This window comes from Streptomyces sp. NPDC094448, assembly GCF_044763775.1.
Lineage (GTDB): Bacteria > Actinomycetota > Actinomycetes > Streptomycetales > Streptomycetaceae > Streptomyces.
Window position 1 is genome coordinate 219412 of sequence record NZ_JBIWGU010000008.1, and the last position, 22870, is coordinate 242281.

Consider the following 22870-nt stretch of genomic DNA (forward strand, 5'->3'; position numbering starts at 1 on the left):
AGGGCGCAGATTGCGGTGGCCGTTCGAGGGGCTCATATGCGGTTGAGGACACGCACAGGAGCCCAGGCACACCCCAGGCACAAGGTCTGAGCGTACCTATCGCACGGACCTGGGTCAAAACAAATGCCCACGCGGTCCGGACCTCGCGGGATGCCGCGGAACTCCCCCTTGGGGCCGATCACGGAGCGGTACGGGGCCGGGCCGGGCCGGGGGCTCCCGGAGGGGGCCGGGCCCGTCGCCGTACCGGGCTGGCGGCCCTTACGGCCCGGGGCGGTCCGGATCCCCGGCCGGGGTGTCCCCGGGGGGCGTTCCGGCGGGTGGCTCCGGTTCGCGCGGCGGGCGGCGGACCGTCCCGAGCGGGGGGATCGTCGGCACCTTCGAGGTGCGGCGCTTCGCGGCGAAGGCGGGCTGGGGGCGGGGCTGCGCGGTCCCGTCCGCCTCGGGCAGGGAACCGCCGGACCGTTCCGGCGCCGGGCCCTCCGCGCCCTTGGCACCCTTGGCTTCCTCGGCGTCCCCGGGCTGCTCGCCGCCCCGGTCGGGTACTCCGGTACGGGGGCGGCGGCCCCGGTTCGGCCGCCCCCTGGCGGGCTCCCGTTCCGCGGTCCGGCCCTCCCCCGTGTCCCCGTGGCCGGCGCCGGGCCCCGACGGGCCCTGGAAGCCCTGCGGAAAGGGGATGACGGCGGCCTGTCCCGGGGTGCGGTCGACGAGCCGGAGCGGGCGGCCGGCGGCCGCGGCGAGCGCCTCCTCCAGAGCGGGGGCGTACTCGGCGGCGGCGTCCCGCCAGCCCATGGCGTACGCCTCGACCTCCCTGCGGTCGAGTTCCTCGCACAGCAGCACGGCTATCCGGTCCGGGGAGTGGGCTTCCAGCAGGCGCCCGACCAGGGCGAGCAGTCCGGCCATGTCCTCGTCGGGCGGGGTGCCGGGGAGCCGGGAGGCGGACGGTGCGGACGCCGCAGCCGCCGCGGCCGCCGCCGCCCGCCCCGCCGAACGCTCGCGCTCGGACATGCCCGCCTCACCCCCGTCGTCCACTGACCGCCTGCCCGTGTGCCGTACGACGAGAACGCCCCGGGGGACGCCCGTGTGCCCGGTCCCGCGTCGTACGGGTGTCCGGCCTGCGTAAATGCGGGGGAACAGGTGGTGACAGCTTACTGACAGCCGGTTTCGGCCGGACGGGGAAGCCCCGGAGCCCGGCTCTCCGCGCGGTGTGGGCGACCCGGCCGCCGGGACGACAGCGGGCGGGCCCGGCGGGGCGCACTGGACGGGCGGGGACGCGACGCACCGGCCCGGCGGAGACGCACTGGCCGGTGGGGGCGGGCGGGGGCGGTGGGGGCGGGCGGGGGCGGTGGGGACGCACTCGCCCGGCGGGGTGGGCGGGCCTACGCGGGCGAGTGGGGCCTACGGGGGCACTGGGGCCCCGCGCCACGGACCGGGCGCCCGGAGAAGCCGGTACCGCGCGCTCCGGACGCTCCGGGCCGGGCCTTGCGCCGCGGGGCGCGCCGGACCGACCGGCGCCGGGGGGAGCCGCGTCGACCGGCGATGGCCCGCAGCGGGGACCGAGGGCCCCGGCTCTGCGGGCGGGACGGCGCTGCTTGCGGCCGCGGCCCCGGGGCGCCCCGGGGCCGGGGCGCGCCGGGCCGGTCGGCTTCCGGAAGGGCCGCGCCGGAAGGCCGCCGGAGCCGGCAACCGTACGCGCCGGGCCCGCTCAGGTGCCGTACGGCAGGACTCGGCACCGGGCCGGGCGAGGGGTGGGCTCCCCGGCCCTCCGTCCCGGCGGGCGGCCACCCCGGCACCCCGCGACCCGGGCCCGCCTCAGTCCTTGGCGATCGGCGCGCGCCGTCTCGCCGGTTCGGGGGGCAGGAACTGGCCCGCCACCCGGATGAACATCTCCCGCTGGTCGGCCGGCACGCCCAACCCCGCGGCGGCCTCCTCCAGCGTCAGCCGGCGCTCCCCCGGCACCGCCGCGGCCCCCGCCTCCGGGGTCTGCGGGAGCGGGAGATCGTCCTCGGTGAGCCGGCCCGAGCGGATGAGCATGTCCCGTACGGGCACATCGAGCACCTGGGCGAGGCGCCGGGTCGTCTCCAGGTCCGGCATGGACTGCCGCTGGAGCAGCCGGGTGATCGCGGCGCGGTGCACTCCGGCTTCGTCGGCCAGCCGCGATTTGCCTCCGCCGCGCGGGCTGTCGATGTCGTATCCACGGCGGCGGATGAGGTCTTCGATCCAGGTGGCGAACGGTTCCAGGCCACTGGCTGTCATATTCGGGTCGCCTCCCTCCGAAGCGACCCTCAGACTATCGCGCTTGCGCGCAAGGAATTACGTGATTGCGCACTCCCACACCCTGACACTTCGGGCCCCACGGGCGGACCGGTATCCAAGTTAGTTGCGGGCGCACTCGCAACATGCCACCGTGCGGAGTCGCAACAGTCTTGCCGTACGCCTGGAGGCGCCGTATGCCCGTGCCCGAATCGCCTGCCTCGCCGCGGTGGCGCACCGCGGCCGCCTGTGCCGGACTGCCGCCGCAGATCGTCTTCGCCCGCCGAGAGGCAGAGGCCCGACCTGCACTGGAAGCGTGCCGACGCTGTCCGGTAGCCCGCCGCTGCGAGGAGTCGGTCGCCCCGGCCGAAAGCTACTTCGACGGTGTCAGCGCCGGGCGCCTCTGGCGTAACGGACGACTGGTGCGGCTACGCGGCCATTATGTTGCGCCATCGCACGTTGCCTCGGAGGGCAGCCCCGCCGACGGGCCGGCGCGACCGGCGTGACCCGCGCATTCACTTCCCCTTACCCGGACGTACCCGAAGCCAACGCATCCCCGGTGTCCGCTACGGGCCGTGCGGTAGGCACCCCACCCGGCCCCGGACGCCCGTCGGAGTCCACGAGGCACACGAGGTCCACCAGCAGGAGGCACCCTTGAACACGGCCACCCAGGACGCAGCCGTCTACATCGAAACGCTCCACCGCCGGTTCCCCGAACTGCTGACGGAGCTGGCGCCCGGCAGGCGCTCGCCGTCCGTGCCGGGGGCCGGACGCCGCCCGTCCGGCGGGCCGTCCGCCCCGCTGCGGCTGCACGTCTCGGACGCCGTACGCGATATCACCGACGGCGTCGTCGAACTCGACGAGGCGGTGCACGACCGGCTCCGGCTCGGACGCCCCCGGCATGCCCGGGTGCCGCAGCGGCTGGCCCGGATCGCCGCCCTGCTGGACGAGGTCGACGCCCACCCCGATCTCGCGGAGCACGTACGCGACGAGGCCCGGCGGATGACCGGCCGGTGCGGCCGGGCGCTCGGGGATCCGGAGCCGGTGGTCCGGGTCGGCGGACGCTGCCCCTGGTGCGATTCGGTATCGCTGCGGGCCTTCCCGGACCGCCGCGCGGTGCTCTGTGTGAACCCGGGCTGCCGCTGCGGGACGGCGGAGTGCCTCTGCGGTACGGATCCGGCGTACCGCCACACCTGGCACGAGTCGGCCGGCGGCCCGCCGCCCGGAACCCCGCCCGGCACGGACTGGCGGACGGTCTCCGCGGCGATGGACGCGGCGGCGGAAGGCGTCCGCCGATGACCGCGGCGGTACGGGCCCCGGGCCCGGCGGAGCGGTCCGCTCCGGCCGCGGGGCCGCTGATCACCGGCGCGCTGGCCGCGGCGGAGGCCGGGGTCGTTCCGGCGACCATCCGCAAGTGGGTCCAGCTGGGGCAGCTGGCCCCGGCGGGCCGCCGGGGCCGCGCCGGGCTCTACCGCCTGGAGGACGTCTTCGCGGCGGAACGCGCCACCAGACGCCGCTGACGGTCCGCGCCCGCGCGTCGTCCGAGGGGTACGGCTCCGGGCGACCCCGGCCCGCCCGGCGCCCGGCCCCGCCGATGGGCGCCGTGACCATCGGCCGCCCGGGGCGCGCCCCCGGAGCCCCCGGGAGACCCACGGCCAGGTGCCCGTCCGCGGCATACGGCCGCGCCCGCGGGCGGCCCCGGCGGACCGGGGCGGCCCCCCGGCCCCGCCCCGGGTACGTCCGCCTCGCGCGGCCCCGGCCGCTCGCAGCCCCCGCATCCGGCGCCCGCGCCGAACCGTACGCCCGCATCCGGCCCTGCCCACCCCGAAGGGAAAGAGGCGGCCACCCCAGCACGGGGTGGCCGCCTCTTTTCTGTGCGCGCCCGCACGAATTAGTTGCGCTCTCGCGCGCAGTCGATCACGATAGGTGCAGCGGCGGAGCTGTGCCCGTATCCCTCCGGATCTCCCTCCCGGGCCCGGCTCCGCCGCCGTTCTCCGCCGGTTCCCGCCGGGACGGGCCGCCGGAACGGCCGTACACACGCCGAACGCAGGCGGTGGCGCCCATCCGTACGCCGTACCCGCACGGTGGCGCAGACCCCGCCCGCAGCTCGCAGGGCACGCGGTGGTGCCCACCCCGCCCGCGCACCGTGCGCACCGCACCCGCTCGTACGAACAGGAGTGAAACCGCCATGAGCACACCCGTCCCGAGCACCTTCCCCGATATCGAGGCCATCGTCGTCGACCTGCTGCGCAACCGGCCCGAGCTGGGCGGCGCGGTCGTCGACGAGAGCCCGCCCGCCGGATTCAACGGCACCCAGCGGGCCGTCATCGTCTCCCGCCGGGGCGGCGCCTGGGTCGAGGACCTCCATGTCGACCAGCCGCTGATCGAACTGGAGGTCTACGGGCCGGACAAGACGTCCGCGCACGTCCTGACCAACGCGGCACGCGCCGTACTGCTCCGCTCCCGCGGACTGGCCCTCGGCACCTCGGTCATCACCGATGTCAGCGAGGCCGACGGGCCGCGGTGGCAGCCGGACTTCGTGTACGCGGGGGCCAACCGCTACCAGTGCGTCCTGCGGATGACCGTACGCACCAGCTGACCCACCCCCTCTCCCCCCACCCACAGACCAGGCCTCGCCCCCTCCGGGCGGGGCCTGTGCCGTATCCGCGGCACCCCGCCCGGACCGTCCACGGCCCCGGGCACCCATCACACACAAGGAGTGTTCATGTCGAACAACTCGTCCGAGATCCGCGTCGCAGGCACCGGCCGCGTCCTCGTCGGCGCGGTCGGCGCGGCCGCGCCGACCACCTTCTCCGCCAACCCCGCGGGCGACTGGAGCAACGCCTGGACGGACCTCGGCTACACCACGACCGACGGTGTCACCTTCGCCAAGAAGGACAAGCTGGACCCGGTGGAGACCTGGCAGGCGATCAGCCCGGCCCGTTTCGTCTACTCGGACCGCGACCTCACCCTGAAGTTCGCAATGCTCCAGTTCAACGAGAACACCCTGCCGTTCTTCATCGGCGGCTCGAAGGGCGACGTCAAGCCGGTCGGCACCAACACCGGGGTCTTCAGCCTGGACATCCCGGACGGCCCGACCTTCGACGAGCGGGCCCTCGGTCTGGAGTTCACCGACGGCAAGGACATCACCTACCGGTTCGTCATCCCCCGCGGCCAGGTGACGGCCGCCGACGACGTGAAGCTCGCCCGCAAGTCGGCGGCGTCGCTCGGGGTCACCTTCACCGCGCTGTCCCAGGGCGCGACCGCCCCGCTGGCCACCTTCTACATGAAGGACCCGGCGTACGCGGCGACGCCCGTCACTCCGTAACACCTCTGCCCCGGGCGGGGCCGGCCCGTCGGAGGGACCGGCCCCGCCCGGCACAACCCCCATCCGCTTTCCCTTTCAGGAGGAACCCCCATGGCCAACTTCGACGTCAACGCGGCCCGCGCCCAGCGCCAGGAGGCCGCAGGCCGTATCTGGTCCTTCGGCATCGACGGCGACACCTTCGACCTGCCGACCGAGCTGACCCGGACCACCGCCAAGGCGATGCAGAAGCTGGACGACAACGACGTCGACGGGCTGCTGTCGCTGCTGATGGGCAAGGAGCAGTTCGAGCGGTTCGCGCGGCACGACGTGACGATGCAGGACATCGCCGCGGTCCTGAACGCGTACGGCAAGGAGACCGGGCTCGGCCTGGGGGAAGACTGAGCCTCGTCGAGTTCGTCGACGAACACGCCGAGGCGCTCGAAGCCGATCTGCTGCGGTACTACCACCTCGACCTGCTCGACTGGCACCGCGGTGAACTCTCCTCGCGCAGGCTGACGGCACTGGTCAAACATCTGCCTGCCGACAGCGCGGTGAGCCGGGAGATCAACGGCGAGGTGGCGGAGTGGTCCGTGACGGACTATCTGCTGGCCGCAGTGGTCGATCATCTGGCGGCGGCCAACTGGATGTACGTCTGCGTCAACTCCGAGGACCCGCCCGCGCAACCGGAACCGGTGCCCAGGCCGCAGCCTCCCCCGGATCCGGTCGAGGGCTCCGGGGGCTCCTCGGCTCCGGGGGCGCCCCCACCACCGACCGCCTCCACGACGCCGCCCGGCCCCGCCGAGCTGGCGCGGTTCTTCGGCTGACCCACGGGAGCAGTCATGGCAGACAACAGAAAATCCGTGGACCAACAGATCCACGAAATCCGGCAAGCACTGGAGGGAAAGGCCGAAACCTCGTCCCTCATTTCAGTTCTACATATCTCCGATGCCCGACCGGAGGCGTTGGGCTTCAAAAACAAGGACGAGCTTGCCACCAAGAAATATGTCGACCAGGTAACTTCCGATAAATTCGGAATCAAGGATGGATGGTACAAGGAGTGGGAGCTCCTTCTCTGGCCCGTGCTCGGAGCCATGTTTTTCAAGATCGACCTGGCCCTCGTCGACCTCACTGCCCAGGTTAACAACATCATCAAACGCCCCCTCTACGAGAGGGTTCTCACACCTGTCATGCGCAGGCGGGGCGCAAAGATCCGGGCCAGAAATCCTGGGCCGGCAGGCCGGGAAATGGTCCAGCGGGACAACCGTTCGCTCGGCCCGAACCAGACCCTGCGAACCCCCATGGACCGGGCCGCACACGAGCTCGTCAACATCAGGAAGCGCCTCAACACCCTGGAGCGCCAGCATCTGAACAAACGCCTGAACAAGCTGGAGGACAGGCTCCGCCAGGGTTCCCACGCCGCCCGCCGGGAGAACGGCCAGCCCCGCCGTGCCCAGGACGGCCCGGCCCGCCCCCCGTCCCTGGACGGCCTCCAGCGGCAGGTCGATGCCCTGACCCGGGCGCTGGCCTGAACCGCCGAGCGCGGAACATTCCCACGCAGAGGAGACCTCCATGTCTCTGGTCAAAGCGCTCAACAGCGCCAACAGCTCGCTCAAGGACTTCAAGACGAAGTCCGACGACGCCAACCGCGCCGCCGGAACCCTGAAGAACGGCGCACAGAACAGCGAAGGCGGGGTCAAGAAGCTCCGGGACGCGGCCAAGAGCGCCGCTTCGGAGCTGAAGACCCTGAAGGACCGGGCCGACAGTGCCGAGAAGTCCGTCACCAAGGCCGGGAAGTCGGGTCAGACCGGCGGCACCAACATCGGCAAGTTCAAGGGCGGGGCCGACAACGCCAAGAAGGGCATGGACGGGCTCAACAAGTCCATGAAGGGCAATATCTTCACCCGTCTGCTGGAACTCTTTATGCCGCTCATCGAGAAGGTCGTCCAGATGGCGACCGAATCGGAGGGCATGCGGAAGATCCTCAAGAAGGCCTTCGACGCCGTCAAGAAGGTCATCGACGATGTGTGGAAAAAAGTCGGCCCGATCATCAAGAATTTCGGCAAGAGCGTCAAGGACACGTTCGACAAGGCCCGGGAGAAAGTCTCGGACATCGTCGGAAAGATCCGGAAGTCCGTCAAGGACGGCTTCGACAACGTCAAGAAGCGGATCGAGGACCCGCTCAAGGCGGCCCGGGACAAGGTCAAGGACATCTGGGACAAGATCAAGGGGCATATCAAGCCCGTCGCCGACTTCGTCAAGAAGGTCCCCGAGGTCTTCAAGCACGTCAAGGACGAGCTGGGGAAGAAGTGGGGAGGCCTCAAGGACACCGCGAGCAAGACCTTCGGCAAGATCAAGGACGCGGTCAAGAGCCCGATCAACGGTGTCATCGACATCGTCAACAGCGCCATCGGCAAGGTCAATTCCTTTGACTTCAGGGTCCCCGACTGGGTTCCGGGCATCGGCGGCAAGGGGATTCCGGACATCCCGAGGATCCCCAGACTGGCCGAGGGCGGTGTGGTGGCGCCCCGGGCCGGGGGTGTGCCGGCGATCATCGCCGAGGCCGGTGAGGCCGAAGCCGTACTGCCGCTGTCCAAGCTGAACCGGCTGCTGCGGCACACCGCGCTGAACGCCCGCACCCGGGCGGGCGCGGGGCCCGGGTTCCATATCGAGCACTACCACGCGGCGCCCACCACCGACCCGCGGTCGACGGCGAAGGCGCTGATGTTCCTGGCGAAGGCCCGCGGATGAGCGCGATCGCCGCTCCCCGCGGCGGTCATCCGCTCGCCGGGGTCGACGCGCCGATGAACACCCTGCGGAACCGGCACAACCAGTCCGTCGGCGCCGTCAGGACCGCCGTCCAGCGCATCGGCGGGATCAGGGGCGCGGCCGACAAGGTCGGCACCGCGGCCCGGAACGCGGGGGCGGCGGTGGCCGACCTCAAATCCCGGGCCACTCCCTCCATCGCCCCGGTCAGGGCCGTCGGCCGGAACTCCGGTATCGCCGCCGGTCAGCTCAAGAACACCCGTGAGAGGTCCAGGTCGTCCGGCCGGGCGGCGAAGAGCCTGGCCGACAGCGGCGGCGGCTTCGGAAAGATCGTCGACCCGCTCGGCGCGGTCATGAGCGTGATGTCCCCCCTGCTCACCGGGCTCGGCATCGGGCTGGCCGCGGGCGCCGTCGCCATGGTCGGGATCTCCGTCGCCATGCAGTCCAATCCGTTCGGCGGCGCGGCCATCGCCGTCGTCCTCATCATCGACCTGATCATCGACTTCGCACTCAACTCGGAAACGGGACAGCGCCTCGTCAAGAAGGGCTTCGACAAGCTCCGCGAGGGCTTCGAGTGGATCAAGAAGCACGTCCTCCCGATCATCGGCAAGGCCCGGACCGCGGTCGCCGACGGAATCGACTTCGTCCGCAAGCGGATCGTGGACCCGGTCAACTCCATCGGGACCGACGTCAAGAACGGCTTCGCCGCCGCCCGCGACGGCATCGGACGGGCGACCAGCGGCCTCATCAAGCTCTTCAAGGACCCCTGGGACGGCATCAAGGCTGTCGTCAAACCGGTCGCCGACTGGCTGGACCGCAAGATCCCGCCCGAATTCGACAAGGTAAAGAACGCCACGGTCAACGCCTTGAAGGGCATCGCCGACGCGGTCGGCAACGGCCTGGGGACCATCGGCGGAATCCTCCAGATCCCGGGCAAGTTCGCCGAATGGCTGATCGACGCCTGGGAGAACATCGACTTCAAGAAGCTCTTCGACCCCAAGGCCATCGGCAAGAAGATCACCAGCTTCCTCGCCGAAGGCGGCCTGGTCAGCCCGCCGCACGGCGCCCTCCCGGGCTCCATCACCCCACTCGGTGACGTCGCCGGACTGCGGGCGGCGGAACCGGACGGCCGGACCGCGCGGACCGTACGGCGGCCCCGCCACGTGGAGAGCTTCCACGAGCCCGCCGGTGCCGGTGCGTACGAGATCGCCGACGAGCTGCTGTTCCTCGCCCGCGCCGCGTAGCCCCCGGCCCGGCCCGTACCGCGCGGCACCGGGCACCGCCGCGCCGCCCACAGACTCCGCACCGGAGGTGACGGCCCCATGGCCACACCCGCCCCGCCCCTCAACTCCGATATCGGCACCGACTCCTCCCCCGCCTCGCTGATCAGCCTCGACGGGCAGATCCAGTGGGGCGATCTGCTGCTCGGCCCCGGCACCCCGTACGAGATCGACCGCCAGGGACTGACCGGCTGGGAGGACCTCCCGGACGCCGACACCACCGACGCCGACCGTCCGACCACCCACGGCTCCTGGCCCGGCACGCAGTACGCCCGCCCGCGCCGGATCGGCGGCCAGATCTGGCTGCTGCCCGCGCCCGGCACCGACCCGGCCGACACCCTGCGCACCCTGCGCCGCGCCTTCGGGCTCCGCCACACCGAGCAGTGGCTGGCGGTACGGATCCACGGCGAGACGCTCGCCGTACGGGCCCGGATCAGCCAGCGCGTACTGCCCGCCGACCGCAATCTGCTCGCCCAGGGCACCGGTCGGGTCACCGTGCAATGGGTGGCCACCGACCCCCGCCGCTACTCCGTCGAGGCCCGCTCCCTGATCACCGGGGCGCCCCAGCCGTCGCCCGGTCTGAGCTGGCCGCTGAGCTGGCCCCTGGACTGGGGCGCCCCGTCCGTGGCCGGCGATCTCGTGGTCGTCAACGACGGCAGCGCGCCCAGCCATCCGGTCCTCACTCTCAGCGGCCCCTGCTCCCACCCCGTGATCACCAACCGGCGGACCGGGCGCACCCTGCGCTACCTCATCGACCTGGGCCAGGACGACGTCCTCACCATCGACACGTCCGACGGAGCGGTGACGCTCAACCAGACCGCCTCCCGGCGGTACACCGCGGCGGCCGACAGCACCCCCGAGGAGCTGTTCACGCTGGAGCCCGGCGTCAACGAGGTTGCCTACCGGCCGCGTTCGTCGACGACCGCCGCGACCCTCGCCGTCGGCTGGCGCAGCGCCGAATGGTGACTTCCGCAGCCCGTCGCACCGACCTCCACGACCTCCAGAGGAGTACCCCATGACCATTCGCACCGTCTGGCACGCCCCCACCGGGCAGACACCGGAAGACACCCGGCTGGCCACCTCCGCCCTGCTGACCCCCGTCGGCGCGCTGACCTCCCGTGGCGGCGTGCTCCCCGGCGGGCTCGAACTCAAGGGTCTCGGTGCGTTCCAGTGCCAGATCATGCCCGGTCGCGCCGTCGTCCAGACGGGAGACCGGCAGGGCGCCTATCTGGTCGTGGTGACCGAGGACGAGACCGTGACCCTCGCCCCCAGCTCCCCGGACGGTTCGCGCAAGGACCGCATCGTGCTGGCCATCGAGGACAATCCGTACGATGCCTCGGGGGCCGCCCGTGCCGTGATCAAGGTCATCCAGGGGGTGACCGCCGTCACCGGTCCGCAGGAGCCGGCGGCACCGCCCAATACGCTGCCGCTCTTCACGGTCACGGTCGCCCGGAACGCGGGGCACATCGACTGGGCCACCGCGGTCGAAAACCGCCGCTACCCGACCGCGGCGCTCGGCGGCATCGTGCCCACCGGCGGATTCAACGGCTGGTACAAGGGCCAGTACCGCGACAGCGGCGACCGGCTGGAACGGTGGACCGGGGGCCCGAACGGCGTCTGGGAGACCTACCCCCGGCCGCAGGCCTGGCGGCCCTGGACACCGACCTGGACCGTGGCGAGCGGCACCAATCCGGTGCCCGGCAACTGGACCCACGACTGCTGGTACGTCCAGCACGGCCTGACCGTCCACTTCACCTTCCGGGTGGTCTTCGGCAGCACCACCAACTTCCAGTCGAGCACCACCAACTGGCGGTTCGGCCTGCCGGTGGCCTCGACCGCCCGGCACACGCACGGCATCGGCTTCGCCGAACTGCACCACGTCGCCGTCCCGACCCCGCTGCCCGCCAAGCCCTCGGACCGCGGCGTCGGCCGGATGCGGATCACCGGCGCCAACTGGTTCGAGATCGAACTCAGCTCCGGTCTGGCGCGCGGCGCCGCCCCGGGAATCGGCATCATCGACGCCGCCTTCCCCTGGGCCTGGACGAACGGGGACCACATCGTCGGCAGCGGCACCTACGAAGCGGCGACCTCGGCATGACCACCGTCAGCCCCTACCGGGTGCTGTTCTGCGATCTGCGGACCGACCGGGTCCTGGACTCCCTCCCGCTGCGCGACGTCCAGGTCGACGACTACATCGGCCGGGTGGGCTCCCTCACCGGCACGCTGCCGATCCCCGACGCCGCGACTGCCGCCCGCGCCCAGGCCCTCCAGGAGGGCCGGACCGCGGTCTACCTGGAGCGCGGCGGCGATCTGTGGTGGGGCGGAATCCTCTGGACGACCACCCTCACCTCGGACGACAAGGGGACGATGTCCCTCACCATCCAGGCTTCGACCTTCGACTCCTACGCCGCCCGGCGGCGCATCCGCCGGGACTTCGTCTCCGTGGGCGAACAGGACGAACTCGCCTTCGCCCGGGACCTGTGGAACTACATGCAGGCTTCCCCGGGCGGCGATATCGGCGTCATCGTGGGCGAGGAGAAGTCCGGGGAACCGCTGGAGGTCTCCTGGCGGTCCACCGACGAGATCGTCGTCGACGACGCGCTGCGGGAGATCGCCGACGCCGACCACGGCTTCGAACACTACATCGAGGTCACCCGGGACCCCGGCACCGGACAACGGAAGAAGCGTCTCCGGCTGGGCAGCCCCCAGTTGGAGCGGGAAGGCGCGGATCTGGTGCTCGACCGGCCCGGTTCGATCCTCGGCTACTCCTTTCCCCGGGACGCGACCCGCGGCGGCACCCACGCCCGGGTCCGGGGCGGCACCATCGAGCGGAACGCGAGCCAGGAAGCCCGCCAGATCGTCTCGCGGGTGGTCCCGGACCATGAGCTGATCGCCGAGGGCTGGCCCCAGATCGACCTCAGCGCCGACCTTCCGCAGGTCATCTGGCCCTGGCGACTGGAGCGGCACGCCGTGATGCTGCTCCGCAGGGCCAGGGGCACCGTCGTCATCCCCGAGGTCACCGTCCGCCTCGACGACCGTATCCCCGTACCGCCGCAGCTGCTCGGCCGGACCGTCCGGCTCCGGATCACCGACGAATGGCACCCGGACGGCTTCGATGGGCGCTACCGCGTGGTCGGAATCAAGATAGCCCCGCCCCAGCGCGGCCGTCCGGAGACCGCCGAACTCTTTCTGGAGCGCCGCTGATGCCCATGCTCCCCGAAGACCTCATCGACCTGATCCACGATCTGCGCCGCCGGCTGGACCGGGTGTCGCTGGCGGCGGGCACCCGGCCCGCGCTGACAATGGTCACCAACCCGCTGACCGTCGCCGACGCCGGCCGGATCAGCGTCCGCGACGCCACCGACGCCGAACTGGCCGCGCTGGGCTCCATCGGCGTCAACGAGGACGGCAGCCAGCAGCAGGGCGTGCTCATCCGCCGCGACGACGGCACCCTCGCCCTCGGCCTGTACGGCGCCGGGGACGGCCGCCAGACCCTGAGCGCCCGGGACCGGGCCGGGAACGTCGTCCTCGCCGACGACGCCTCCGGCCGCGGGCTGGCCCGCCCGTACATCCCGATCCCGCTCTATCCGGCGCCGACCGCCGTCACCTCGGCGGAGTGGACCCGGGTCCTCCAGGGCGGCATGTACCTCCAGCACCCGCGGATCGCCGTCGGGGTCTGGGTACAGGCCGACCCCGGCACCACCGTCGAAGCCCGGGTCCGCCTGCTTGCGGCCGACGGGACGACGGTCCGGCTCGGCCCGGTCGTCACGGCGACCGGCGCCGCCTTCACCGAGGAGGTGACCGCCGTGCACGGTGGAGCCGCGTACGACTGGAGCAGTCTCTACGTCGAAGGGCGTGTCGCCGCGGGCAGCGGCAAGGCGGCCGTGGGCGTGCTCTACGCGGAGGGCCGCCAGTCATGACCGCCGCCCCCGAAACGCCGCAGGAACCCGGGAGCACGACCACCACCGCGGCCCCCGGCGGCGAGCTGCGGCTCCCGCCCGCCGCTTCGCCCTGCCCCGTTCCCCCGCCGCCGCGGGCCGCCGCACCGGACCCCGGGCCGGGCTCCTATCCGTACCGTCGTTAAGGACATCCCATGGCCACCCCGCTGACCGCGGACCGTCTGGTCGCCGCGCTGCGCGCCGAAGGCCTCACGGTCGTCGAACGCCCCGGCTGGCGCGGCAACCACCGCAACCGCGCCGGAGCCTTCGGCCCGGTGCACGGAGTGATGGTCCACCACACCGTCACCTCCGGCACCGAAGCCTCCGTCGACCTGTGCTTCCGGGGCCACGCCGCACTGCCCGGCCCCCTCTGCCATGCCGTGATCGCCAAGGACGGCAGCGTCCATCTGGTCGGCAACGGCCGCGCCAACCACGCGGGCGGCGGCGACCCCCGCGTGTTGCGGGCCGTCGCGGACGAGAGCTACGGCACCCGCCCGCCGCCGCCGGGACACCACCAGGGCAGCTCCGGCGCCGTCGACGGGAACATCCACTTCTACGGCTTCGAATGCGTCAACCGCGGCGACGGCAAGGACCCCTGGCCCGCCGCCCAGCTCGACGCGGTCGAACGGGCGTCCGCCGCGCTCTGCCGCGCCCACGGCTGGACCGCGAAGAGCGTCATCGGCCATCTGGAGTGGACGGACCGGAAGATCGACCCCCGCGGCTTCACCATGCCCGGCATGCGCGACCGGATCGCGCGGCGGCTCGGGGCGAAGCCGACCGGGCCCGCCGGCCCCCGCCACCACCCCTTCCCCGGTACGGCCTTCTTCCAGGCCGCCCCCAGCTCCCCCGTGATCACCGCCATGGGGCGGAGGCTGCTGGCCGAGGGCTGTGGGGAGTACGCGGTCGGGCCGGGCCCCCGCTGGGGCGACGCGGACCGCCGCTCCTACGCCCGCTGGCAACGGAAGCTCGGGTTCCGGGGCGCCGACGCGGACGGCTGGCCCGGCGCCGCCTCCTGGAACGCCCTGAAGGTCCCCCACACCCCGTAAGACCCGGGCCACCCCGGCGGGTGGCCCCCGCACCTCAAGGAGGCGGAATGTCCGAAGCCGCCCGGCGGACCGCCCGTACGGTCCTTCAGACCGCGGTCGGTATCGCCGTCGCCCTGCCCGCGATCGTCGACGCGTCCGGGCTGCCCGCCACCCTGCCCTGGGTGGCCACTGCCCTGGCCGTATCGGGCGCACTGGCCAGGGTCATGGCGCTCGTATCCGTACAGCGGCTGCTTCCCTCCTGGCTCGGCGGATACCGCCCCGAGCCCGCTCCGGAGGGCACCGCAGATGGCCGGGGCTGACCCCGGCACCCCGCCGGGCGCCGGGGCCGGAATCGGTGTCGCCGTAGAGCTGGAACGGCTCCGCGGCACCCTGGAAGCCGGATTCGCCCGGGTCGACGGCTCTCTCGCGCTGCTCGTCCAGCGCAGCGACCAGACCGACAAACAACTGGCCGATATGGAATCCCGGCTGGACTCCCTGGAGCGCGCCCGCTGGCCCCTCGCCAGTATCGCCGCGCTCACCGCGAGCGCCGGTCTGGCCACCGCGGTCTGGCAGCTCACCGGCCGCTGAGCCGGCAGAACACGAAGGGCGGTCACCCCGCACGGGGTGACCGCCCTTCGACTCGTTTGTGGACGCGGTGGCTCAGCCGGTCAGGGCCGGGCCACCGCGGCTACTCACTGGTTGTACGGACCGTAGTCGTAGTCCTCCAGCGGAACGGCCTGGCCGGAGCCGGTGCCGAACGGCGAGTAGTCGATGTCGTCGTAGCCGACGGCCGAGTACATCGCGGCCTTGGCCTCTTCGGTCGGCTCGACCCGGATGTTGCGGTAGCGGGACAGACCCGTACCGGCCGGGATGAGCTTACCGATGATGACGTTCTCCTTGAGGCCGATCAGGGAGTCCGACTTGGCGTTGATCGCCGCGTCGGTGAGCACCCGGGTCGTCTCCTGGAAGGACGCCGCCGACAGCCACGACTCGGTGGCCAGCGAGGCCTTGGTGATACCCATCAGCTGCGGACGGCCGGAGGCGGGGTGACCGCCCTCGGTGACCACACGACGGTTCTCGGTCTCGAACTTCGACCGCTCCACCAGCTCGCCCGGCAGCAGCTCCGCATCGCCGGACTCGATGATCGTCACCCGGCGCAGCATCTGCCGGATGATGATCTCGATGTGCTTGTCGTGGATCGACACGCCCTGCGAGTTGTAGACCTTCTGGACCTCGCCGACCAGGTGGACCTGGACGGCCCGCTGGCCGAGGATCCGCAGCACGTCGTGCGGGTTGGTCGCACCGAAGGTCAGCGGCTGCCCGACCTCCACGTGGTCGCCCTCGTGGACCAGGACCTTGGCACGCTTCGAGATCGGGAAGGCCGTCTCGTCGCTGCCGTCGTCCGGGGTGACGACGATCTTCTTGGTCTTCTCGGTCTCCTCGATCCGGACGCGGCCGGCCGCCTCCGAGATCGGGGCGACACCCTTGGGCGTACGGGCCTCGAACAGCTCGACGACACGCGGCAGACCCTGGGTGATGTCGTCACCGGCCACACCACCGGTGTGGAAGGTACGCATCGTCAGCTGGGTACCGGGCTCACCGATGGACTGGGCGGCGATGATGCCGACCGCCTCACCGATGTCGACCAGCTTGCCGGTGGCCAGCGAACGGCCGTAGCAGAAGGCACAGGTGCCGACCGCGGACTCACAGGTCAGGACCGAGCGGGTCTTGACCTCCTCCACGCCCGCGCCGACCAGCGCGTCGATGAGCACATCGCCCAGGTCGACATTGGCGGGCGCGATGACCCGGCCGTCGATGACGACGTCCTCGGCGAGCATCCGGGCGTAGACCGACGTCTCGACGTTGTCCGTCTTCCGCAGCACACCGTCGGCGCCGCGGTCGGCGATCCGCAGCTTCAGACCGCGCTCGGTGCCGCAGTCCTCCTCGCGGATGATCACGTCCTGCGAGACGTCCACCAGACGACGGGTCAGGTAACCCGAGTCGGCGGTACGCAGGGCGGTGTCGGCGAGACCCTTACGGGCACCGTGCGTGGAGATGAAGTACTCCAGCACGGACAGGCCCTCGCGGAACGACGCCTTGATGGGACGCGGAATCGTCTCGTTCTTGGCGTTGGACACCAGACCACGCATACCGGCGATCTGACGCATCTGCATCATGTTTCCGCGAGCACCCGAGTCCACCATCATGAAGATGGGGTTGGTCTTCGGGAAGTTCGCGTTCATCGCGTCGGCGACCTCGTTGGTCGCGCGGGTCCAGTTGTCGATCAGCTCGTTCGTGCGCTCCTGCTTGGTGATCAGACCGCGCTCGTACTGCTTCTGGATCCGCTCGTCCTTGGCCTCGTAGGAGGCGACGATCTCCTTCTTCGCCTCCGGGACCACGATGTCCGTCACGGCGACGGTGACGCCGGAGCGGGTGGCCCAGTAGAAGCCGGCCGCCTTCAGGTTGTCGAGCGTCGCCGCCACGATGACCTTGGGGTAGCGCTCGGCGAGGTCGTTGACGATCTCGGAGAGCTGCTTCTTGCCGACGGAGTAGTCGACGAAGGGGTAGTCCTCGGGCAGCAGCTCGTTGAAGAGCGCACGGCCCAGCGTCGTCTTCAGCCGGAAGCTGTCGCCCTGCTGCCACGAGGTGCCGTAGCCCTCGTTGTCCTCGTCGGCCGGAGGCGTCCAGCCGCGCGGCGGGATGGTGCCCACCGGGAAGCGGATGTCGACCTTGGCCTGGAGGGACAGCTCACGGGCGTCGAACGCCATGATCGCTTCGGCGGTCGAGCCGAAGGACCGGCCCTCGCCGCGGACCTCGCGCTCCTCCTCGTCCGTGGTGAGGAAGAAGAGGCCGAGCACCATGTCCTGGGTGGGCATGGTGACGGGACGGCCGTCGGCCGGCTTGAGGATGTTGTTCGAGGACAGCATCAGGATGCGGGCCTCGGCCTGGGCCTCCGCCGACAGCGGCAGGTGGACGGCCATCTGGTCACCGTCGAAGTCCGCGTTGAACGCGGTGCAGACGAGCGGGTGGATCTGGATGGCCTTGCCCTCGACCAGCTGCGGTTCGAAGGCCTGGATGCCGAGGCGGTGCAGCGTGGGCGCACGGTTCAGCAGCACCGGGTGCTCGGCGATGACCTCTTCGAGGACGTCGTACACGACGGTGCGGCCGCGCTCGACCATGCGCTTGGCCGACTTGATGTTCTGCGCGTGGTTCAGGTCGACCAGGCGCTTCATCACGAACGGCTTGAAGAGCTCCAGCGCCATGGCCTTCGGCAGACCGCACTGGTGCAGCTTGAGCTGCGGACCGACGACGATCACGGAACGCGCGGAGTAGTCCACGCGCTTGCCGAGCAGGTTCTGGCGGAAGCGGCCCTGCTTGCCCTTCAGCATGTCGCTGAGGGACTTCAGGGGGCGGTTGCCGGGACCCGTGACCGGGCGGCCGCGGCGGCCGTTGTCGAACAGCGCGTCGACGGCCTCCTGGAGCATCCGCTTCTCGTTGTTCACGATGATCTCGGGGGCACCGAGGTCGAGCAGACGCTTCAGACGGTTGTTGCGGTTGATGACGCGGCGGTACAGGTCGTTGAGGTCGGAGGTCGCGAAGCGGCCACCGTCGAGCTGCACCATCGGACGCAGGTCCGGCGGGATGACCGGAACGCAGTCCAGCACCATGCCCTTGGGGCTGTTGCTGGTCTGGAGGAACGCGGAGACGACCTTGAGGCGCTTGAGCGCACGGGTCTTCTTCTGGCCCTTGCCGGTCCGGATGATCTCGCGGAGGCGCTCGGCCTCCTCGTCCAGGTCGAAGGACTCCAGACGCTTCTGGAGCGCGGCGGCGCCCATCGAACCGTCGAAGTAGGTGCCGAAGCGGTCGCGGAGCTCGCGGTAGAGCAGCTCGTCGCCCTCCAGGTCCTGGACCTTGAGGTTCTTGAAGCGGTTCCACACCTCGTCGAGACGGTCGATCTCGCGCTGGGCGCGGTCGCGCAGCTGCTTCATCTCGCGCTCGGCGCCCTCGCGCACCTTGCGGCGCACATCGGCCTTGGCGCCCTCGGCCTCCAGCTCGCCCAGGTCGGCTTCGAGCTTCTTGGCGCGGGCTTCGAGGTCGGCGTCGCGGCGGTTCTCGATCTGCTGGCGCTCGACGGAGACATGGGCCTCCAGCGACGGCAGATCGCGGGTGCGGCGCTCCTCGTCCACGAACGTGATCATGTACGCGGCGAAGTAGATGACCTTCTCCAGGTCCTTCGGCGCGAGGTCCAGCAGGTATCCGAGGCGCGACGGAACGCCCTTGAAGTACCAGATGTGGGTCACGGGGGCGGCCAGCTCGATGTGGCCCATCCGCTCGCGGCGCACCTTGGCGCGGGTCACCTCGACGCCGCAGCGCTCACAGATGATGCCCTTGAAGCGGACGCGCTTGTACTTGCCGCAGTAGCACTCCCAGTCCCGGGTCGGACCGAAGATCTTCTCGCAGAAGAGTCCGTCCTTTTCGGGCTTGAGCGTGCGGTAGTTGATCGTCTCGGGCTTCTTGACCTCGCCGTGCGACCACTGGCGGATGTCGTCAGCGGTGGCCAGGCCGATCCGAAGCTCGTCGAAGAAGTTGACGTCGAGCACTATGCGTCAATCCCTCTCAGGGTTGTGTCTCAAGGTGGTCTGTACGGGGTCCGGGGCAGCGGCCGGGATCACCACGGGGGTGATCCCGGCCGGACACCCGTCAGACCTCTTCGACGCTGCTCGGCTCGCGCCGGGACAGGTCGATGCCGAGCTCTTCCGCGGCACGGAAGACGTCCTCGTCGGTGTCGCGCATCTCGATGGACATACCGTCCGAGGACAGCACCTCCACGTTGAGGCACAGGGACTGCATCTCCTTGATGAGCACCTTGAAGGACTCGGGGATGCCGGGCTCGGGAATGTTCTCGCCCTTGACGATCGCCTCGTAGACCTTGACTCGGCCGGTGACGTCGTCGGACTTGATGGTCAGCAGCTCCTGGAGGGCGTACGCGGCGCCGTAAGCCTCCAGCGCCCACACCTCCATCTCACCGAACCGCTGGCCACCGAACTGGGCCTTACCACCCAGCGGCTGCTGGGTGATCATCGAGTACGGACCGGTCGACCGGGCGTGCAGCTTGTCGTCGACCAGGTGGTGGAGCTTGAGGATGTACATGTACCCGACCGAGATCGGGTCCGGGAACGGCTCGCCGGAGCGGCCGTCGAACATCCGGGCCTTGCCGGACGGCAGGACCATGCGGTCACCGTCGCGGTTGGGGATCGTCGACTCGAAGAGACCGGCGATCTCGTCCTCGCGGGCGCCGTCGAAGACCGGGGTCGCGACATTGGTTCCCGGGCGGACGTCGTCCGCGCCGATCGCCTTCAGCCGCTCCATCCACTCCTCGTTGCCCTCGACCTTCCAGCCCTGGCTGGCCAGCCAGCCGAGGTGGATTTCGAGGACCTGTCCCGGGTTCATCCGGGACGGGACGCCGAGCGGGTTGAGGATGATGTCGACCGGGGTGCCGTCCTCCAGGAACGGCATGTCCTCGATCGGCAGGATCTTGGAGATGACACCCTTGTTGCCGTGGCGGCCGGCCAGCTTGTCACCGTCGGTGATCTTGCGCTTCTGGGCCACGTAGACCCGGACCAGCTGGTTGACGCCGGGCGGCAGCTCGTCGCCCTCCTCTCGGTCGAAGACGCGGACGCCGATGACCTTGCCGGTCTCGCCGTGCGGCACCTTCAGCGAGGTGTCACGGACCTCGCGCGCCTTCTCACCGAAGATCGCGCGGAGCAGCCGCTCCTCGGGGGTCAGCTCGGTCTCGCCCTTCGGGGTGACCTTGCCGACGAGGATGTCACCGGCGATGACCTCGGCACCGATCCGGATGATGCCGCGCTCGTCGAGGTCCGCGAGGACCTCCTCGGAGACGTTCGGGATGTCCCGGGTGATCTCCTCGGGGCCGAGCTTGGTGTCACGGGCGTCGACCTCGTGCTCCTCGATGTGGATCGAGGAGAGGACGTCGTCCTGGACGAGGCGCTGCGACAGGATGATCGCGTCCTCGTAGTTGTGGCCCTCCCACGGCATGAACGCGACGAGCAGGTTCTTGCCGAGCGCCATCTCGCCGTTCTCGGTGGCCGGACCGTCGGCCAGGACCTGGCTCTCCACGACCCGGTCGCCCTCGGCGACGATGACCTTCTGGTTGACCGAGGTGCCCTGGTTGGAGCGGGAGAACTTGGCCACCCGGTAGGTGGTGTAGGTGCCGTCGTCGTTGCCGACGGTGATGTAGTCCGCGGAGACCTCCTGGACCACACCGTCCTTCTCGGCCTTGATGACGTCACCGGCGTCGACGGCGCAGCGGTACTCCATGCCGGTACCGACCAGCGGCGCTTCGGCCGTGATCAGCGGAACGGCCTGGCGCATCATGTTCGCGCCCATGAGGGCACGGTTGGCGTCGTCGTGCTCCAGGAAGGGGATCATGGCGGTCGCGACCGACACCATCTGGCGCGGCGAGACGTCCATGTAGTCGACCTCGGCCGGCGGGACGTAGTCGACCTCGCCGCCACGGCGGCGGACCAGCACCCGGGCCTCGGCGAACCGCAGCTCGTCGTTGAGCGTGGCGTTCGCCTGGGCGATGACGAAGCGGTCCTCCTCGTCGGCGGTCAGGTAGTCGACCTCGTCGGTGACCTGGCCGTCGACGACCTTGCGGTACGGGGTCTCGACGAAACCGAACGCGTTGACCCGGCCGTACGAGGCGAGCGAGCCGATCAGACCGATGTTCGGGCCTTCGGGCGTCTCGATGGGGCACATGCGGCCGTAGTGCGAGGGGTGCACGTCACGGACCTCGAAGCCGGCCCGCTCACGGGAGAGACCACCCGGGCCGAGCGCCGACAGACGGCGCTTGTGGGTGAGCCCCGACAGCGGGTTGTTCTGGTCCATGAACTGCGACAGCTGGCTGGTGCCGAAGAACTCCTTGATGGAGGCGACGACCGGCCGGATGTTGATCAGGGTCTGCGGCGTGATCGCCTCGACGTCCTGGGTGGTCATGCGCTCGCGCACGACCCGCTCCATACGGGCGAGACCCGTACGGACCTGGTTCTGGATCAGCTCGCCGACATTGCGGAGACGGCGGTTGCCGAAGTGGTCGATGTCGTCGGTCTCGACGACGATCTCACTGCCGTTCTCGCCGATCGTCTCGACCTCGCCGGCGTGCAGCTTCACCAGGTACTTGATGGTGGCGATGACGTCGTCGGTGGTCAGGACGCCCGCGTTCAGCGGCTCGTCCGCACCCAGCTTCTTGTTGACCTTGTAGCGGCCGACCTTGGCCAGGTCGTAGCGCTTGGGGTTGAAGTAGAGGTTCTCCAGCAGCGTCTGGGCGGCCTCACGCGTGGGCGGCTCGCCCGGACGCAGCTTGCGGTAGATGTCGAGCAGCGCGTCGTCCTGGCCCTGGGTGTGGTCCTTCTCCAGGGTGGCGCGCATGGACTCGTACTCGCCGAACTCCTGCAGGATCTGCTCGGTGGTCCAGCCGAGCGCCTTCAGCAGGACGGTGACGGACTGCTTGCGCTTGCGGTCGATACGGACACCGACCATATCGCGCTTGTCGATCTCCATCTCCAGCCAGGCACCCCGGGACGGGATGATCTTGGCGGTGAAGATGTCCTTGTCGGACGTCTTGTCGATGGAGGAGTCGAAGTAGACACCGGGCGAGCGCACCAGCTGCGATACGACGACACGCTCGGTGCCGTTGATCACGAAGGTGCCCTTGTTGGTCATCAGCGGGAAGTCACCCATGAAGACCGTCTGCGACTTGATCTCGCCGGTCTCGTTGTTGGTGAACTCCGCCGTGACGAAGAGCGGCGCGGCGTAGGTGAAGTCGCGGTCCTTGCACTCGTCGATCGAGTTCTTCGGAGGCTCGAAGCGGTGGTCGCGGAAAGTCAGCGACATCGACCCGCTGAAGTCCTCGATCGGGGAGATCTCCTCGAAGATCTCCTCCAGACCGGACTTCGTGGGGACGTCCTGTCCGCTGTCCAGGGCCGCCTCGACCCGAGCCTTCCACGCGGCATTGCCGAGCAGCCAGTCGAAGCTCTCGGTCTGGAGCGCGAGGAGGTTCGGAACCTCAAGGGGCTCTTTGATCTTTGCAAAGGAGATGCGCAGCGGGGCGGTGCTGGCGCCATTGTTCGTATTCGCGGTCGAGGCGTTGCGCGAGGCGGCCAAGAGGGGGTCCTTCCGAGGGCTCGGACTCACTACGCGCGTACCGGTCCCAAGCCGGACAAGGACTGAGAAACCCCAGGTCAGGGGAGGCTCGGCCCACTGTGCTCATGCGAGGGGATGCCCCTG

At 70.5% G+C, this 22870-nt stretch carries 21 protein-coding genes; 17 read left to right on the top strand and 4 right to left on the bottom strand.

Annotated elements, in window-relative coordinates:
- Positions 1–258: 258 nt before the first annotated feature.
- A complete protein-coding gene (locus tag ACIQ9E_RS17550) occupies positions 259–1005 on the bottom strand; it encodes a hypothetical protein (protein WP_403707731.1) in 747 nt (248 codons plus the stop codon).
- Between the two features lie 804 nt (positions 1006–1809).
- On the bottom strand, positions 1810–2253 hold the full coding sequence (locus ACIQ9E_RS17555; RefSeq protein WP_403707733.1) for a helix-turn-helix domain-containing protein: 444 nt from the start codon (positions 2251–2253) through the stop codon (positions 1810–1812).
- Between the two features lie 194 nt (positions 2254–2447).
- On the opposite strand from ACIQ9E_RS17555, the gene ACIQ9E_RS17560 reads away from it, so the two are divergent.
- The 17 genes from ACIQ9E_RS17560 to ACIQ9E_RS17640 all read left to right on the top strand — a co-directional run bounded on the left by ACIQ9E_RS17560 (position 2448) and on the right by ACIQ9E_RS17640 (position 15151).
- Positions 2448–2756, top strand: a complete 309-nt coding sequence (locus ACIQ9E_RS17560) for a WhiB family transcriptional regulator (RefSeq protein ID WP_403707735.1) — start codon at positions 2448–2450, stop codon at positions 2754–2756.
- Positions 2757–2904: 148 nt separating this feature from the next.
- The gene (locus ACIQ9E_RS17565) at positions 2905–3549 is read left to right on the top strand and encodes a hypothetical protein (RefSeq protein ID WP_403707737.1); all 645 of its coding nucleotides are present in this window, start codon (positions 2905–2907) and stop codon (positions 3547–3549) included.
- Positions 3546–3770 (top strand): hypothetical protein, encoded by a 225-nt coding sequence (locus ACIQ9E_RS17570; protein WP_403707739.1) that lies wholly within the window; start codon positions 3546–3548, stop codon positions 3768–3770. Before ACIQ9E_RS17565 ends, ACIQ9E_RS17570 begins: the two co-directional genes overlap by 4 nt.
- A 668-nt stretch (positions 3771–4438) precedes the next feature.
- Positions 4439–4849, top strand: coding sequence for a hypothetical protein (locus tag ACIQ9E_RS17575; RefSeq protein WP_403707741.1), 411 nt, complete (start codon positions 4439–4441; stop codon positions 4847–4849).
- A 126-nt stretch (positions 4850–4975) separates the two neighbouring features.
- Entirely contained in the window at positions 4976–5578 is a 603-nt protein-coding gene (locus tag ACIQ9E_RS17580; protein WP_403707743.1) for a phage tail protein, read from the top strand.
- Between the two features lie 90 nt (positions 5579–5668).
- Entirely contained in the window at positions 5669–5959 is a 291-nt protein-coding gene (locus ACIQ9E_RS17585; protein WP_366256992.1) for a hypothetical protein, read from the top strand.
- Positions 5960–6006: 47 nt separating this feature from the next.
- Complete coding sequence (locus ACIQ9E_RS17590; RefSeq protein ID WP_403708150.1) at positions 6007–6381, top strand: hypothetical protein; 375 nt, start codon at positions 6007–6009, stop codon at positions 6379–6381.
- Positions 6382–6396: 15 nt separating this feature from the next.
- Positions 6397–7086: a hypothetical protein gene (locus ACIQ9E_RS17595; RefSeq protein ID WP_403707745.1), complete on the top strand. Its 690-nt coding sequence runs from the start codon at positions 6397–6399 to the stop codon at positions 7084–7086.
- Positions 7087–7126: 40 nt separating this feature from the next.
- Positions 7127–8305: a phage tail protein gene (locus ACIQ9E_RS17600; protein ID WP_403707747.1), complete on the top strand. Its 1179-nt coding sequence runs from the start codon at positions 7127–7129 to the stop codon at positions 8303–8305.
- The gene (locus tag ACIQ9E_RS17605) at positions 8302–9564 is read left to right on the top strand and encodes a hypothetical protein (protein WP_403707749.1); all 1263 of its coding nucleotides are present in this window, start codon (positions 8302–8304) and stop codon (positions 9562–9564) included. The genes ACIQ9E_RS17600 and ACIQ9E_RS17605 overlap by 4 nt, the downstream gene beginning before the upstream one ends.
- A 78-nt stretch (positions 9565–9642) precedes the next feature.
- On the top strand, positions 9643–10566 hold the full coding sequence (locus ACIQ9E_RS17610) for a phage distal tail protein (protein ID WP_403707751.1): 924 nt from the start codon (positions 9643–9645) through the stop codon (positions 10564–10566).
- A 49-nt stretch (positions 10567–10615) separates the two neighbouring features.
- Positions 10616–11698, top strand: a complete 1083-nt coding sequence (locus ACIQ9E_RS17615) for a hypothetical protein (protein WP_403707753.1) — start codon at positions 10616–10618, stop codon at positions 11696–11698.
- Positions 11695–12804, top strand: coding sequence for a hypothetical protein (locus ACIQ9E_RS17620; protein ID WP_403707755.1), 1110 nt, complete (start codon positions 11695–11697; stop codon positions 12802–12804). Before ACIQ9E_RS17615 ends, ACIQ9E_RS17620 begins: the two co-directional genes overlap by 4 nt.
- Entirely contained in the window at positions 12804–13520 is a 717-nt protein-coding gene (locus ACIQ9E_RS17625) for a hypothetical protein (RefSeq protein ID WP_403707757.1), read from the top strand. Before ACIQ9E_RS17620 ends, ACIQ9E_RS17625 begins: the two co-directional genes overlap by 1 nt.
- Before the next feature lie 173 nt (positions 13521–13693).
- Positions 13694–14584, top strand: a complete 891-nt coding sequence (locus tag ACIQ9E_RS17630) for a peptidoglycan-binding protein (protein ID WP_403707759.1) — start codon at positions 13694–13696, stop codon at positions 14582–14584.
- 47 nt (positions 14585–14631) lie between these two features.
- Positions 14632–14883 (top strand): hypothetical protein, encoded by a 252-nt coding sequence (locus ACIQ9E_RS17635; protein WP_403707761.1) that lies wholly within the window; start codon positions 14632–14634, stop codon positions 14881–14883.
- On the top strand, positions 14870–15151 hold the full coding sequence (locus tag ACIQ9E_RS17640) for a hypothetical protein (RefSeq protein ID WP_403707763.1): 282 nt from the start codon (positions 14870–14872) through the stop codon (positions 15149–15151). Before ACIQ9E_RS17635 ends, ACIQ9E_RS17640 begins: the two co-directional genes overlap by 14 nt.
- Before the next feature lie 104 nt (positions 15152–15255).
- Here ACIQ9E_RS17640 and ACIQ9E_RS17645 read toward each other — a convergent pair whose 3' ends face one another.
- Together ACIQ9E_RS17645 and rpoB are read right to left on the bottom strand one after the other, a co-directional pair.
- The gene (locus ACIQ9E_RS17645; RefSeq protein ID WP_403707765.1) at positions 15256–19164 is read right to left on the bottom strand and encodes a DNA-directed RNA polymerase subunit beta'; all 3909 of its coding nucleotides are present in this window, start codon (positions 19162–19164) and stop codon (positions 15256–15258) included.
- A gap of 100 nt (positions 19165–19264) precedes the next feature.
- On the bottom strand, positions 19265–22747 hold the full coding sequence (gene rpoB, locus ACIQ9E_RS17650) for a DNA-directed RNA polymerase subunit beta (protein ID WP_006347260.1): 3483 nt from the start codon (positions 22745–22747) through the stop codon (positions 19265–19267).
- Between the last annotated feature and the right edge of the window lie 123 nt (positions 22748–22870).

Bases quoted from the DNA above. Each gene is read 5' to 3' on its own strand.
- ACIQ9E_RS17550 (WP_403707731.1), bottom strand. From the start codon at position 1,005: ATGTCCGAGCGCGAGCGTTCGGCGGGGCGGGCGGCGGCGGCCGCGGCG.
- ACIQ9E_RS17555 (WP_403707733.1), bottom strand. From the start codon at position 2,253: ATGACAGCCAGTGGCCTGGAACCGTTCGCCACCTGGATCGAAGACCTC.
- ACIQ9E_RS17560 (WP_403707735.1), top strand. From the start codon at position 2,448: ATGCCCGTGCCCGAATCGCCTGCCTCGCCGCGGTGGCGCACCGCGGCC.
- ACIQ9E_RS17570 (WP_403707739.1), top strand. From the start codon at position 3,546: ATGACCGCGGCGGTACGGGCCCCGGGCCCGGCGGAGCGGTCCGCTCCG.
- ACIQ9E_RS17575 (WP_403707741.1), top strand. From the start codon at position 4,439: ATGAGCACACCCGTCCCGAGCACCTTCCCCGATATCGAGGCCATCGTC.
- ACIQ9E_RS17580 (WP_403707743.1), top strand. From the start codon at position 4,976: ATGTCGAACAACTCGTCCGAGATCCGCGTCGCAGGCACCGGCCGCGTC.
- ACIQ9E_RS17585 (WP_366256992.1), top strand. From the start codon at position 5,669: ATGGCCAACTTCGACGTCAACGCGGCCCGCGCCCAGCGCCAGGAGGCC.
- ACIQ9E_RS17595 (WP_403707745.1), top strand. From the start codon at position 6,397: ATGGCAGACAACAGAAAATCCGTGGACCAACAGATCCACGAAATCCGG.
- ACIQ9E_RS17600 (WP_403707747.1), top strand. From the start codon at position 7,127: ATGTCTCTGGTCAAAGCGCTCAACAGCGCCAACAGCTCGCTCAAGGAC.
- ACIQ9E_RS17605 (WP_403707749.1), top strand. From the start codon at position 8,302: ATGAGCGCGATCGCCGCTCCCCGCGGCGGTCATCCGCTCGCCGGGGTC.
- ACIQ9E_RS17610 (WP_403707751.1), top strand. From the start codon at position 9,643: ATGGCCACACCCGCCCCGCCCCTCAACTCCGATATCGGCACCGACTCC.
- ACIQ9E_RS17615 (WP_403707753.1), top strand. From the start codon at position 10,616: ATGACCATTCGCACCGTCTGGCACGCCCCCACCGGGCAGACACCGGAA.
- ACIQ9E_RS17620 (WP_403707755.1), top strand. From the start codon at position 11,695: ATGACCACCGTCAGCCCCTACCGGGTGCTGTTCTGCGATCTGCGGACC.
- ACIQ9E_RS17625 (WP_403707757.1), top strand. From the start codon at position 12,804: ATGCCCATGCTCCCCGAAGACCTCATCGACCTGATCCACGATCTGCGC.
- ACIQ9E_RS17630 (WP_403707759.1), top strand. From the start codon at position 13,694: ATGGCCACCCCGCTGACCGCGGACCGTCTGGTCGCCGCGCTGCGCGCC.
- ACIQ9E_RS17635 (WP_403707761.1), top strand. From the start codon at position 14,632: ATGTCCGAAGCCGCCCGGCGGACCGCCCGTACGGTCCTTCAGACCGCG.
- ACIQ9E_RS17640 (WP_403707763.1), top strand. From the start codon at position 14,870: ATGGCCGGGGCTGACCCCGGCACCCCGCCGGGCGCCGGGGCCGGAATC.